This window comes from Blautia glucerasea, from assembly GCF_013304385.1.
GTDB classification, from domain to species: Bacteria; Bacillota; Clostridia; order Lachnospirales; family Lachnospiraceae; genus Blautia_A; species Blautia_A ammoniilytica.
Window position 1 is genome coordinate 53501 of sequence record NZ_JAAITU010000020.1, and the last position, 12724, is coordinate 66224.

Consider the following 12724-nt stretch of genomic DNA (forward strand, 5'->3'; position numbering starts at 1 on the left):
AGAGTTTCGGCAGCAAGATAGGATTATGACAAGAGAGGCGAAATGCATGCCGCATTTCGCCTCATCTGTTAAAAACTGGATGTGAGGATGTTCTATGAATAATAAACGGCGTGACTTAATAAAGAAAATGACAGTTAGTCAGCAGTTCGTTACCCAGGCAGAAGACAATGCAAAAATGGATAAGGTCAGAAGATATGCTCCTCTGATCCTGCTGGTTATCATGACTGCGATCGGAGGCATTTCCCAGAAAAACTTTTTCTCCTGGGCGAACATTGTAAATATTATGTTCCAGATGTCTATTCCGCTGGTAATTTCCGTTGGTCTGAGCTTTGTCCTTCTTCTTGGAAGCATTGACCTTTCCATTGAAGGAAATATGGGCTTTGCCGGATCTTTAGTTGCTTTTCTTGTTGTTAATAATTCAAATTCAAATAATTTCGGTATTTTCGGTGTGCTTATTGCTATTCTGATCGGGCTGGCAGTGGGTACAGTAGTTGGATTCCTTCATACAAAAGGAAGGATCGCAAGCTTTATTGTTTCTTATGCAGTTGGTTGTATTATGACAGGCGCAGCAGTGTTGATCTACAGAGGTACACCAATTCAGGTTAAGGATCCTATGTTTATTGCTATTTCTCAGGGAAGGCTTTTCGGGATTCCATACATTACATTGATTTCATTTGCTGTGTTTATCATAGGAGCAATCATTATGAACTATACTGCATTCGGTCGTGCAGTATTTGCAATCGGTGACAATGAAGCGGCAGCAGCTTCTACAGGGATTAATATTACACGTACCAAGATCAAGGTGTACGCTTTATGCGGATGTACAGCAGCCATCGCAGGTGTACTTCAGTGTATGAGATTAAAGCTTGGACAGTCTAACCTTGGATTGAACCAGATGTTCCCGGTTGTTACAGCTATCGTACTTGGCGGTGGTTCCGTAAGCGGTGGTAAGGGCGGTTCCCTTCAGACCTTTGTAGGTGTGCTGATCTATACGGAACTGGCAAATTGGCTGACCCTGATGGGCGTTGATACAAACCTTAAAAAGGTCATCCAGGGTATTATCATTATTATCGCTGTTACGCTTACAGTAGAGCATAACAGAAAGACTGTAGTGAAGTAAACGGAGGGATACATATGGGTGAAGTTTTATTTGAAACAAAAGGCGTTGGCAAAACATATGGATCCAATACTGTTTTGCATGATATTGATATGAAGATCCACAGCGGTGAGGTGATCGGCCTGATCGGTGAGAATGGAGCCGGTAAATCGACTTTGATGAAGCTGATCAGTGGTGTTGAGACTCCTTCCATGGGAGAGATGTTTTACATGGGTAAGCCTTATGTAGCAACATCCATCATCAATGCGAATAAGCAGGGCATTGGAATGGTATTCCAGGAGCAGTCCCTGGTAGCAAATCTTACAGTTGCCCAGAACATTTACCTGGGCCGTGAGAAAAAGTACTCCAAAGCAGGACTTGTAAATTGGGCAGAAATGAACAAGGATGCAAAGAAAGCGCTGGAGCGTGTAGACATTAAACTGGAACCTGGTAAAAAAGTCCGTGATATTGATATGGCAACCAGAGAGATGGTTGAGATCGCAAAAGTGCTGGATGTTGTAACAGAAGCAGCAGAAGGACATGCGATCATCCTTCTTGATGAGCCTACCACCGTGCTTTCTGATGATGAGATCCAGGAGATGTATGTACAGATCCGGAAGATGAAGGCAGCAGGAAATGGTATTGTATTTATTTCCCATCATCTGGATGAGATCCTTGCGATCACCGATACGATCTACGTATTTAAGGATGGTGAGGAAACAGCTGTTTTTCCTACTGCTGAAGCGAATATTGATGTTCTGTATGAGAAGATGGTAGGAAGAGCGACTACAGGAGAGTTTTATGTGGAGGCACAGCAGAGCGTGCCATCAGATAAAGTGGTTCTTGAGGTAGATGATTTAAGTCTTTTTGGTGTATTTAACCACATTTCCTTTAAGCTTCATGAGGGAGAAGTGCTTGGACTTGCAGGTCTGGACGGATCCGGTGCAGAGGATGTATGTAACTGTCTGGTGGGACAGGTAGCACCTACAGAAGGACGTATCCTGATAGAGGGAAAAGAAGTCAGATTCGGCAACTCCTATCAGGCAAGGAAAGCAGGGATCCTTTCAGTACCTAAGGATCGAAGAGATGAAGGAATGGTCAGCATTCTTTCCATTGAAGACAATATTACCATATCCAGCTGGGAGCATATGAAGAGCAAAGGCCTTCTGTCCGGAAAGAAGATCCGTCAGACAGCACTGAAATGGATCAAGGAAGCAGGTATTAAATGTACCGGACCTAAGGAACGTATTTCACAGCTTTCCGGCGGTAATGCACAGAAAGTTATTTTTGCAAGGGTTCTTGAAAGTGGCTGTAAGGTGCTGATCCTGAATCATCCTACCAGAGGTGTGGATGTAGGTGCAAAACAGGAGATTTACCGTCTGGTACGTGAGATGACAGCTGCCGGTCATGCGATCATTGTAATTGGTGATACTCTGGATGAATGTCTTGGTTTATCCAGTAATGTTATTGTTTTCAGAGACGGTCTGATCAGCGGATCCTTTGACTGCCCTGTAGACTTCAAACCTTCCCAGCAGGAAGTTGTACATTTTATGATGTAGGAGGGCAGAAGAGAAATGAAGCAGAAAAAATTCAGTTTATCCAATTTATCACAGTACATGGTAGTTATCAGTATTGTGCTGGTATTCCTTGTATTTACAATTTTAAATCCTACCTTTATCAGTGCATACAGCCTTCAGAACCTTCTGGTTGAGGTTTCTCCGCTGATCCTGCTGGCAGGAGGCCTGTCATTTATCATCTTTACAGGTGGTATTGATCTGGGATCCGGTGCCATGGTATCTGCTACCTGCGTTATTTCAGGTCTTTATGTAAGCCGTTTCGGCAACTGGATCATTCCTATCATGGTGGTGATCGGTGTGCTCCTTGGCATGTTGAATGGTGTGATCGTAACAAAATTAAAGATTCCGTCCTTTATCGTAACTCTTTGTACTCAGAACTTATGGGCATTTATTGCTTTGTATTTCTGCCCCAATGGTTCTGTGGCAGTAGGAATGGAATACAGAAAAGAAATTACCTGGATGACAAGTAAGATTGCAGGGATCCCCATTATTTTCTTATTTGCAGTCGTTGTAGTGATCCTGCTCTATATTTTCCAGCAGTATACACCATCCGGAAGGGCGATCTTTGCAGTAGGCGCCAATATCCGTTCTACCAGGCTTGCAGGTGTGGATACAGATAAAGCACAGATCATGGCTTTTGTGGTCAGCGGTGCATGCAGCTCTCTGGCAGGTGCGCTTTATGCATACAAACAGAAATCAGCGGTGCCTACCATCGGTGATGCACTTACACTTTCAGCCATTGCTTCCATAGCATTGGGCGGAACATCCATGGCAGGCGGCCGTGGAAGCGTGCTCCGTACAACGATTGGTGTTATTACCATCACTGCAATTACATCAGGACTTAACATGATGGGAGTAGATCCTCTCTGGAAAGATATTATTATTGGTGTCATCCTGATCGTAGCCGTATATCTGAATTCAGATACTAAAGGCAGAGATATTATTGTAAAATAATTTTCTTTAAAGAGCAGGAGAAGTCTTTTCTCCTGCTCTTTGCTTCAGCAATAGGAAATTACTTTGTAATGCGGTTATTAAACAAATAACATTTCAGCAGACAGGAAAATACTTTTGATTTTGAGACATCGGAGGAATTGCAATGAAGAAAAAAGTTCGGTTTTGTATCATTTGCGCTATGACAGTATCATTATTTGGAACCGTGCAGGTTCCGGCAGCAGGGAAGGCAAAGGAAGGGCAGGAAGAACAGCGACAGCAGGATGATTCAGAATCAAAGGCATCTTATCTTTCACAGTTTGATGCAGGTTCCTATGTGGAGCTGGCAGATTACAGTTCCATCCCGGTGGAGGCCAATGAAGGGGATACCAGCGGGATTGAGAATGATATAGGAGATTACCTGCTGAAGAACAGTACCTTTGTTAAAGAACTTCCCACTCCTTTTGTGAACCGGAATACTTCCACTTTAAAGGATCAGCTGCAGAATTATGCAGATACGTATAAGATGTCGCTGGCTGATTTTATGAAATATTATGATTCAAGTCTGACAGAGGATACTTATGAAGAATATATTCAAAAGCTGGGGGCTGATTACAGTAAAAAGCTGGTTGCCATGCAGGCGATTGCAGATGCGGAAGATCTGGCTGTTACAGATGAAGAACTCAAGGAGCAGATCAAGACACAGGCAGAGGCAGCAGGCTTTTCGGATGTAGATGAATACAAGTCTGCAGCGAAGATGGATCCGGAAGAATTACGGGAAGTGATGATGAGCACTAAGGTATTTGAATTTCTTGAAGGAAAGGTTACTTTTAATAAAAAGTAAGGGATAGATCTTGAAAATTACAGGACGCTTGTTGTAGATACCAATAGTGTTGAAATAGAAATAATAGAAAAATAGGAGATTAGTTATGAACTATTTCATGGGTATTGATCTGGGAACATCCAGTACAAAAACACTGATCATGGATGAAAATGGAAAAACAGCAGGGATAGGAAATGCCAGTTACGGGATACAGATCCCGCAGATTTCTTATGCGGAACAGGATCCGCTGGAATGGTGGGAGGCTGTTAAAAAGTCCATTCAAAAAGCTTTGCAGGAGGCCGGGCTCCAGGGCCGGGACATAGCTGGGATTGGTTTTTCCGGACAGATGCATGGAATGGTGGCACTGGATGAGAACAAACAGCTGGCATGTAATGCAATCATCCATCTTGATCAGAGAAGCAGTGTAGATCTTAAGGAAATCCGTGCTCTTGCCGGGGATCTGATGACAGAGGAACTTTTGAACCAGCCAAGTGCAGGGATGATGATCAGCAGTCTGTACTGGCTGAAAAAGCATCAGAAGGAAACCTATGACAGGATCCGGTATGTTATGTCTCCAAAGGATTATATCAGCTTCCGTCTTTGTGGAGAAATCAGCACAGAATACACAGATGCAGGGGCTGCACTGGGATTTTCTGTAAAGAATTATCATTGGTGTACAGAATTATTCAAACGTCTGGATCTAAAAGAAGATATCTGGCCGTCTGTGCATAAAAGCTATGAAATTGCAGGACATGTGACAGCAAAGGCTGCAGAGGAGACCGGGCTTTCTACCAGCACGAAGGTGATCTGCGGTGCCGGGGACAGTATGGCTGCCCTTACAGGCAATGGGATTATTGAAAAAGGGTTTATTACCTGCAATATCGGTACCTCTTCCCAGTTGGCGGTGGTTGTGGATAAGCCGATTTTTGATCCCCAAATGCGGATCCAGACATGGTGTCATACAGTTCCAAAGCGCTGGGTTGTTCAAAGCGGTACGCTGAACGGCGGAAGTGTATTAAGCTGGCTGCGGAATAATATGTTGAAAACGGATCAGAGCTTTGCAAAGCTTGATCAGGAAGCCGGACTTACGCCTGCAGGAGCGGATGGCTTATATTTCCTTCCTTATCTGGCAGGTGAAAGGACGCCTTATAATGATCCTTATGCAAAAGGTGTTTTCTTTGGATTGAGCATGATGCATCAGCAGGGACATCTGGTACGTTCTGCTATGGAAGGGATTTTGTTTAATCTGAAAGAATGCCTGTATATCCTGGATGAAATGAAGGTGGACAGATCCAGGCTGATCGCATCCGGAGGGGCTGCAAGAGGAGTGACCTGGAAGCAGATACAGGCGGATGTGCTGAATATGCCGGTATATTCCACAAATGTGAAGGAAGAAGCCTGCCAGGGAGCAGCGATCCTTGCGGCTGTGGGAGTCGGATTTTTTAAAGATATTAAGGAGGGTTGCCAGGCAGCTGTGACCATGAGTCCGGAGGTCGTGGAGCCAATCCCTGAAAATGTAAAAATATATAATGAAAAACAGGAGATTTTCCATGATCTGTATTACAGCGTGAAAGAGCTGTATCCACGGATCAGGTAATACACGAAGGATTATTGACACTTAATGTGAAAGGCGGTATATGAGATGATGGATTTATATTCTATCGGAGAAATGGTGATCGATATGATACCTGGAAGCGAGCCTGCCAGTTATCTTCGCAGGGCCGGGGGAGCTCCTGCCAATGTGGCCATTGCAGTTGTGAAAAACGGATTAAAGGCTTCCCTTACCTGTAAGGTGGGAAATGATGATTTTGGACGTTTTCTCATGGATACACTTAAAGAAAATCAGGTGAAACAGAATGTGCCGGAGCTTACAGATCAGGCGATTACCACCATTGCGTTTGTTACGCTTCAGGAGGATGGGGAACGAACCTTTACTTTCGCCAGAAAGCCAGGGGCAGATATGCTGCTTTCTCCGGATGAAGTAAAAGAATCGGATATTGCAGATTCTGTGATCATACATGCAGGTTCCTGTTCTTTATCAGCAAGTCCTGTGGCAGAAGCTACAATCAAAGCTTTGAAAACAGGTCATGATCTTGGAAAACTGGTATCCTTTGATGTGAATTACCGCAATCTTATGTGGAATGATGATCAGCAGGCATGTGCAGATGCAGTAAAGGCCATACTTCCATATGTGGATATCCTGAAGATTTCAGAGGAAGAAGTGGAAATGCTGGGTGGACAGGAGCATATTCAGGATCTGATGAAAGAAAACCAGATCGCAATGGTAGTGGAAACCCTAGGCTCTGAGGGAGCTTGTGCATATCTGGGAGAGGAAGTGATCCATGTAGCAGGCCGTAAGGTAAAGGCTGTGGATGCTACCGGTGCAGGAGATGCTTTCTGGGGTGCATTTCTCTCTTCTCTTCGTATCCAGGGAGTGGAAAAGAGTACAGACCTGAATGCAAAGATCGTTAGAAACGCCATGGAATATGGTAACATTTCCGGCTGCATCTGCGTACAGAGTAAAGGTGCCATTGATTCCCTTCCAACCAGGGAAACCATCGAAGCTTATATCAGGGAAAATAAATAACAGGATTACAGAACCGGTTCGTGGCTGTTTCGTACCCTTACAGTTACAACGGTTCATCAAATAAATTCAGGAGGGAAACCTTATGTCAGTTTGGGAAGAAAAATGTATTATATCACCGTCTCTGATCTGTCTGGATATGTGTAATCTGGAAAGCCAGATCCGTATTCTTGAGCAGTCAGGAATCCAGGTGCTTCATGTGGACATTCTGGACGGCCATTTCAGTCCAAGCATGCCTTTGGGACTGGATACAGTAAGGCAGCTGCGCCAGAAAACAGATATGTTTTTTGACTGTCATGTGATGGTGGAGAATCAGGACTTTTTTGTGGATGAGCTTCTGGATATAGGAGTGCAGCAGATCGTATTCCATGCAGAGACACAGCCACATATTGACGGCATGATCAACCGGATCCATGCGAAAGGCGTAAAGGCAGGAATTGCACTGAAACCGTCCACACCTTTATCTACCGTAGAATATGTATTGGATAAATGTGACAGTGTGCTTTTGATGCTGATCAATCCAGGCTACGCTTTCTTGAAAGGGGAAAAGCAGGTGGCTTATGCAGACAGGAAGATCCGCCAGCTGCACCAGATGATCAATGAAAGAGGGCTTGATACCAAGATCGAGTTGGATGGACGTATTTCACCAGATAATATACGTACCTATGGAAAGGATCTGGCAGATGTATTTGTAACAGGTACAACCTGTCTGGATCGAAATGATCTTTCAGGAAGCTTTGCCAGATTAGAGCAGCTCCGCAGGGAAATCTTATGATGCCAGACTTAAAAGGCCTGGCCTAGCATAAGCCGGCTCTGGTCAGTGGATAAATTTTATAACATAAAAGAGAGGGAACAAGATGGGATTCAAAGAGGATTATGAAAAAACCTGTAAAGATGTTTTTGCAGAACTGGAAAAAACCATGGCCAGCATTGATGCTGCTGCACTGGAACGATTGACAGAGGACATTTTAAACGCAGACCAGGTATTTTTTGTGGGAGTTGGCCGTGTGATGCTGGCCCTTCAATGCGTATGCAAAAGGCTGGCACATTTGGGAATCAAAGCTCATTATGTTGGTGAGATTACAGAACCGGCTATCACGAAGAAGGATCTTCTGATTGTTGGCTCAGGCTCCGGCGGCTCGCTTTTTCCGCTTGGAATTGCAAAAAAGGCAAGAAAAACCGTGGATTGCAAGATTGTACATATTGGCTCTAACCCAAACAGCGAGATGAAAGAGATTGCAGATTATATGGTAAGGATCCCGGTACGTACAAAGCTGTATCTGGAAGATGAAATCGATTCCTGCCAGATCATGACTTCCCTGTTTGAACAGTGTTTACTGCTTCTTGGGGATATTCTGGCAAAGATGATCGTGGAAAGCCGCAATATTGATATGAAGGCTCTCTGGCAGTATCATGCAAATCTTGAGTAACCAATCGGTTCCGGGAGGTACAAAATGAAAAAAGAGAACTTAATGAAATATGTAGGCAGCATGCAGCAGGTTGCTTATGTACGTCCTATCACATATACAGAAGGCAGAAGCCATGGACTTTCGGCTTATGAGATCAAAAATGGGTGTATGGAACTGCAGGTAATGGCAGATAAAGCCTTGGATGTAAACCAGTTAAGCTATAAAGGGATCAATATTAATTTCCTTTCCAAGCCAGGGCTGCAGGGCAGAAATCAATATGATACAAATGGGGATGAGGCGATCCGTTCCATTATGGGAGGGCTGTTTTTTACCTCCGGTATTGAGAGTATCTGTGCGCCATGTACCATTGATCATGTGGATTATCCTATGCATGGCCGTATGCGTACCACACCGGCAGAGCATCTTGGGGCAGACGCTTACTGGGAAGATGGCCAGTACAAGCTGTTGGTAAAAGGTGAAATGCGGGAAGCGGCACTTTTTGGGGAAAATATGGTTCTACGGAGAAGTATTTCCACTACATATGGAAGCAAAACCTTTACTGTTACAGATGAATTTGAAAATGAAGGCTACAGAGATGAGCCATTAATGCTTCTTTATCATATTAATATGGGATATCCGTTCCTGGATGAGAATACCAGGCTTTATATCCCTACTGCAAAGGTGATTGCCCGTGATAAAGACGGGGAAGGACACGAAGCAGATTATGATAAAATGGATCCTCCAAAGGATAATGAACCAGAGTATGTATTTATCCATGATATGCAGTCAGATGCGGATGGCGATACCCAGGTCCTGGTGGTGAATGAGCCTCTTGGCATTGGTCTTCGCATTTCTTACAATATGAAATATCTGCCATACTTTATGGAATGGAAGTCTACCGCATCCGGAGATTATGTGATCGGTCTGGAGCCTGCTAATTCCAGTGTATATGGCAGACCTTACCATGAGGAAAGAGGTACAGTCCATAAGCTGGCACCGTTTGCAAAAGAAAAGAATGTGTTGGATTTTACCATTCTTGACGGTCAGGCAGAGATCCAGGAAGCAATCCGGGAGTTTCAAAAGATGCAGCAGGGTGTTTTGGTATAATTTGGCATAATAAATATTGAAAAGGAGAGATATAACTATGAAACGGTCTGAAATTAATGCAACAATCAAGAAAATGGAAGCTTTGTTAGATGAGTGCAGATTTAAACTGCCGCCCTACCTCTATTTTACTCCGGAAGAATGGGCAGATAAAAATCATGAATATGATGAGATCCGTGAGTGTGAGCTTGGCTGGGATGTAACAGATTACGGCGAAGGGAAATTTGATACACTGGGTCTTGCCCTGATCACCATCCGTAACGGAAACATTCACAATCCTAAATATCCGAAAACCTATGCTGAGAAGATTATGATGTGTGACAGCGGACAGGTTTCCCCTATGCATTATCATGAGAATAAAAGAGAGGATATCATCAACCGTGGTGGAAACGATGTAGTCTTTACTTTCTACAATGCAGATCAGTCAAAGGTTCATCGTACAGAAGATGGAAGAAACATTTACGAAAAGGATCTGGTAAATGATGTGCTTATTTACAGAGACGGCCGTCAGTATAAAGTAAAAGCAGGAGAGCCGGTAAGGATCCATAATGGAGAATCCATTACACTGGTACCGTTCCAGTATCATGAATTTGTTATTCCGGAGGGTGGGCCAGCCCTGATCGGAGAAGTTTCTATGGTTAATGACGACCATACAGACAATTTCTTCTATGAGCCACTGGGAAGATTTCCAACCATCGAGGAGGATGAGCCTGCATACAGATTGCTTTGCACAGAATATCCTGCTGCAAAAGACTGATAGAAATTAATAAAGCCATCCTGTCCGCCAGGCTGATTCGAGCGGATGGGGTGGCTTTTTTCACCATTCATATAATATATAGTAAAGGTGCAGTAGTTTCTAATAGAAAGGGAATCCTTATGGCAGATCAGAAAATTGATAACCTTTTAAATCTTGCTATGGATGCCACACCGGAGGAACGTAGAAAATCGGAAGACCTGAATGTGGGATACGATCAGGCTTCGAGAATGTGGGATATTATTGTAAAATACAGTGGATCCGCCAGTCCATCCGTCTTGGAAAACCTATTGTAGTGAATATCAGTTTTGGAAACAATTATGGATCACATGAACCTTATGATTAAGGGAAAACATAAGAAAACACTGATATTTGTATGCATTATTTGACATGGACGAACATAAACTAAAACGGGTATGTTCTCCTTGACAAGTCTGTTTGGAAAGGCTATGATGTACCTAGTGATCGCACTATGGAAACTTGAGAAGCCCATAGTCCGGAAGGCTCCTTCGGGGGCCTTTCGTTATTTATACGAACAAAATATTAAAACTGGTGAGAGGTGGTGAAAAACTTGGAGAAGAAGCAATTTCTGACATATGATGAACAGATTACTTTTCTGGAAGGAAAGAAAGGTCTGATAATTACTGACAAAGAATATGCCAGAAGGATGCTACTTAAAATCGGGTATTTCCCACTGATCAATGGATATAAAGAAGTTTTTAAAGAATCCATCAGTGATCGGTTTCAAAAAGGTACAACCTTTGAAGATATTTATGAACTATATAGTTTTGATAACGATTTAAGAAATATTTTTCTTAAATACATACTAATGGCAGAGCGAAATATTAAATCATCGTTATCGTATCATTTTTGCAAAGAATATGGCGATTTGCAGTCAGACTATCTGAATGTGAAAAATTATGATTACACTGGCGAGAAGAAAAATGTCATAAATAAAATGATGAAAATCATGTCCGGACAGTTACGATATGATAGTGACTATGCTTACATTCGGCATTATATGAGTACATATCAATATGTACCCTTGTGGGTGCTAATGAATGTTTTGACAATAGGGCAGCTATCCAAAATATATGCCAGCCAGAAAGGGCGTATACAGATTAGAGTGTGTCAGGATTTTGGTCCGTTGAAAATAAATGAGATGGGGAAAATGCTGACAGTGATGACAAAATTCAGGAATGTTTGTGCTCATAATGATCGTTTATTTGATTTTCATACAAAAGATGCATTGTTGGACAGGAGTATTTACGAACGTTTACAGATTCCAAAGGAAAAAGGACGTTACAAATATGGCAAGAATGATCTTTATGCCCAGGTTATTATTTTAAAGTTGCTATTATCAGAGAGCGATTTCCGCTTGTTTTATCACGATTTAAAAGCGTGCTTCGAAAAGCATCCAATACATAAAGAAATACTTGAAAAAATGGGATTTCCAGAAAACTGGGAACGGATTGGGAGAATCAAGAAATATATAAAATCCGAAATGCGTTGAATTATTAAAAGGACTGTTATTCAATGGATGATATGCATCTATCGAACAACAGTCTTCTTATCTCATAGAATACATATAATATAAGTAAGTGTACAATGAAAAGGAATCATTTATGCCGGACCAGAAAATAGATAACCTTTTAAATCTTGCAATGGATGCAACCCCACAGGAGCGTAGAAAGTCGGGAAATCTTAATGTTGGATATGATCCTACAACCAGGCTATGGGATGTGATCATAAAGTACAGCGGACCGGAAAGTGGTCTGGCTGGAAATGGAATTCAGGTAGTGCCACTGTTAGGCGGCTATGCAGTGGTAACTTTGCCGGAAAGTGAGATTGATAAGTATTCCCACAGAGCGCAGGTGGAATTTGTGGAGAAACCCAAACGCCTGTATTTTGAATTGTTTCAGGCAAAGGGAGCAAGCTGCATCCGCACAGTGCAGACCGGCAGGAATGGGCTGACGGGAAAAGGAATCCTGACAGGAGTTGTGGATTCAGGAGTGGATTATTTTCACCCGGATTTTAGAAATGCAGATGGGAGCAGCAGGATTTTGCGTCTGTGGGACCAGAGTATCCAGGGAAAACCACCGCAGGGATATGTGACAGGAACAGAATATACGAAAGAAGAAATAGATGAGGCGCTTGCACTTGGAGAAAACCAGGGCAGGCGCCTTGTTCCATCTGTGGATTACAGTGGACATGGAACCTCAGTGCTGGGAATCGCGGCAGGGAATGGCAGGGCATCCGGGGGAGCCAATCGTGGAATCGCTTATGAAAGTGAACTTCTGGTTGTAAAGATGAAAAATGCAGACAAAAATTCCTTCCCCAGGACAACTGAGCTGATGGAAGGTGTGGATTATCTGATCCGCCAGTCCATCCGTCTTGGAAAACCTATTGTAGTGAATATCAGTTTTGGAAACAATTATGGATCACAT

At 43.0% G+C, this 12724-nt stretch carries 12 protein-coding genes and 1 pseudogene; all 13 read left to right on the plus strand.

Annotation, left to right across the window (positions count from 1 at the left end):
• The first annotated feature begins 94 nt into the window (after window positions 1-94).
• Entirely contained in the window at window positions 95-1120 is a 1026-nt protein-coding gene (locus G5B11_RS09440) for an ABC transporter permease (RefSeq protein ID WP_158422398.1), read from the plus strand.
• Between the two features lie 14 nt (window positions 1121-1134).
• The gene (locus G5B11_RS09445; protein ID WP_158422397.1) at window positions 1135-2655 is read left to right on the plus strand and encodes a sugar ABC transporter ATP-binding protein; all 1521 of its coding nucleotides are present in this window, start codon (window positions 1135-1137) and stop codon (window positions 2653-2655) included.
• 15 nt (window positions 2656-2670) lie between these two features.
• A complete protein-coding gene (locus G5B11_RS09450) occupies window positions 2671-3627 on the plus strand; it encodes an ABC transporter permease (RefSeq protein WP_173727835.1) in 957 nt (318 codons plus the stop codon).
• Window positions 3628-3769: 142 nt separating this feature from the next.
• The gene (locus tag G5B11_RS09455) at window positions 3770-4447 is read left to right on the plus strand and encodes a hypothetical protein (protein WP_158422395.1); all 678 of its coding nucleotides are present in this window, start codon (window positions 3770-3772) and stop codon (window positions 4445-4447) included.
• A gap of 85 nt (window positions 4448-4532) precedes the next feature.
• Complete coding sequence (gene xylB, locus G5B11_RS09460; RefSeq protein ID WP_173727837.1) at window positions 4533-6023, plus strand: xylulokinase; 1491 nt, start codon at window positions 4533-4535, stop codon at window positions 6021-6023.
• 45 nt (window positions 6024-6068) lie between these two features.
• Window positions 6069-7013: a carbohydrate kinase family protein gene (locus G5B11_RS09465; protein WP_158422393.1), complete on the plus strand. Its 945-nt coding sequence runs from the start codon at window positions 6069-6071 to the stop codon at window positions 7011-7013.
• Window positions 7014-7095: 82 nt separating this feature from the next.
• Window positions 7096-7785 carry a ribulose-phosphate 3-epimerase gene (locus G5B11_RS09470; protein ID WP_173727838.1) on the plus strand — a complete coding sequence of 230 codons (690 nt, stop codon included), beginning with the start codon at window positions 7096-7098 and terminating at the stop codon, window positions 7783-7785.
• Window positions 7786-7867: 82 nt separating this feature from the next.
• A complete protein-coding gene (locus G5B11_RS09475; RefSeq protein ID WP_158422391.1) occupies window positions 7868-8440 on the plus strand; it encodes a sugar isomerase in 573 nt (190 codons plus the stop codon).
• A 24-nt stretch (window positions 8441-8464) separates the two neighbouring features.
• Window positions 8465-9526, plus strand: a complete 1062-nt coding sequence (locus tag G5B11_RS09480) for an aldose 1-epimerase family protein (protein ID WP_173727840.1) — start codon at window positions 8465-8467, stop codon at window positions 9524-9526.
• Window positions 9527-9563: 37 nt separating this feature from the next.
• Window positions 9564-10280 carry a D-lyxose/D-mannose family sugar isomerase gene (locus tag G5B11_RS09485; protein WP_158422389.1) on the plus strand — a complete coding sequence of 239 codons (717 nt, stop codon included), beginning with the start codon at window positions 9564-9566 and terminating at the stop codon, window positions 10278-10280.
• 119 nt (window positions 10281-10399) lie between these two features.
• Window positions 10400-10540 (plus strand): annotated as a pseudogene (locus G5B11_RS09490) (hypothetical protein); the annotation flags it as partial.
• Between the two features lie 308 nt (window positions 10541-10848).
• On the plus strand, window positions 10849-11790 hold the full coding sequence (locus G5B11_RS09495; RefSeq protein ID WP_158422388.1) for an Abi family protein: 942 nt from the start codon (window positions 10849-10851) through the stop codon (window positions 11788-11790).
• A gap of 112 nt (window positions 11791-11902) precedes the next feature.
• Window positions 11903-12724, plus strand: an 822-nt coding sequence (locus G5B11_RS09500) for a S8 family serine peptidase (protein ID WP_173727842.1), incomplete at its 3' end; no start/stop codon positions are given.

Excerpts from the sequence above, each read along its gene's own strand:
- G5B11_RS09445 (WP_158422397.1), top strand. The coding sequence starts at position 1,135 with ATGGGTGAAGTTTTATTTGAAACAAAAGGCGTTGGCAAAACATATGGA.
- G5B11_RS09470 (WP_173727838.1), top strand. The coding sequence starts at position 7,096 with ATGTCAGTTTGGGAAGAAAAATGTATTATATCACCGTCTCTGATCTGT.
- G5B11_RS09440 (WP_158422398.1), top strand. The coding sequence starts at position 95 with ATGAATAATAAACGGCGTGACTTAATAAAGAAAATGACAGTTAGTCAG.
- xylB (WP_173727837.1), top strand. The coding sequence starts at position 4,533 with ATGAACTATTTCATGGGTATTGATCTGGGAACATCCAGTACAAAAACA.
- G5B11_RS09475 (WP_158422391.1), top strand. The coding sequence starts at position 7,868 with ATGGGATTCAAAGAGGATTATGAAAAAACCTGTAAAGATGTTTTTGCA.
- G5B11_RS09485 (WP_158422389.1), top strand. The coding sequence starts at position 9,564 with ATGAAACGGTCTGAAATTAATGCAACAATCAAGAAAATGGAAGCTTTG.
- G5B11_RS09480 (WP_173727840.1), top strand. The coding sequence starts at position 8,465 with ATGAAAAAAGAGAACTTAATGAAATATGTAGGCAGCATGCAGCAGGTT.
- G5B11_RS09450 (WP_173727835.1), top strand. The coding sequence starts at position 2,671 with ATGAAGCAGAAAAAATTCAGTTTATCCAATTTATCACAGTACATGGTA.
- G5B11_RS09465 (WP_158422393.1), top strand. The coding sequence starts at position 6,069 with ATGATGGATTTATATTCTATCGGAGAAATGGTGATCGATATGATACCT.
- G5B11_RS09455 (WP_158422395.1), top strand. The coding sequence starts at position 3,770 with ATGAAGAAAAAAGTTCGGTTTTGTATCATTTGCGCTATGACAGTATCA.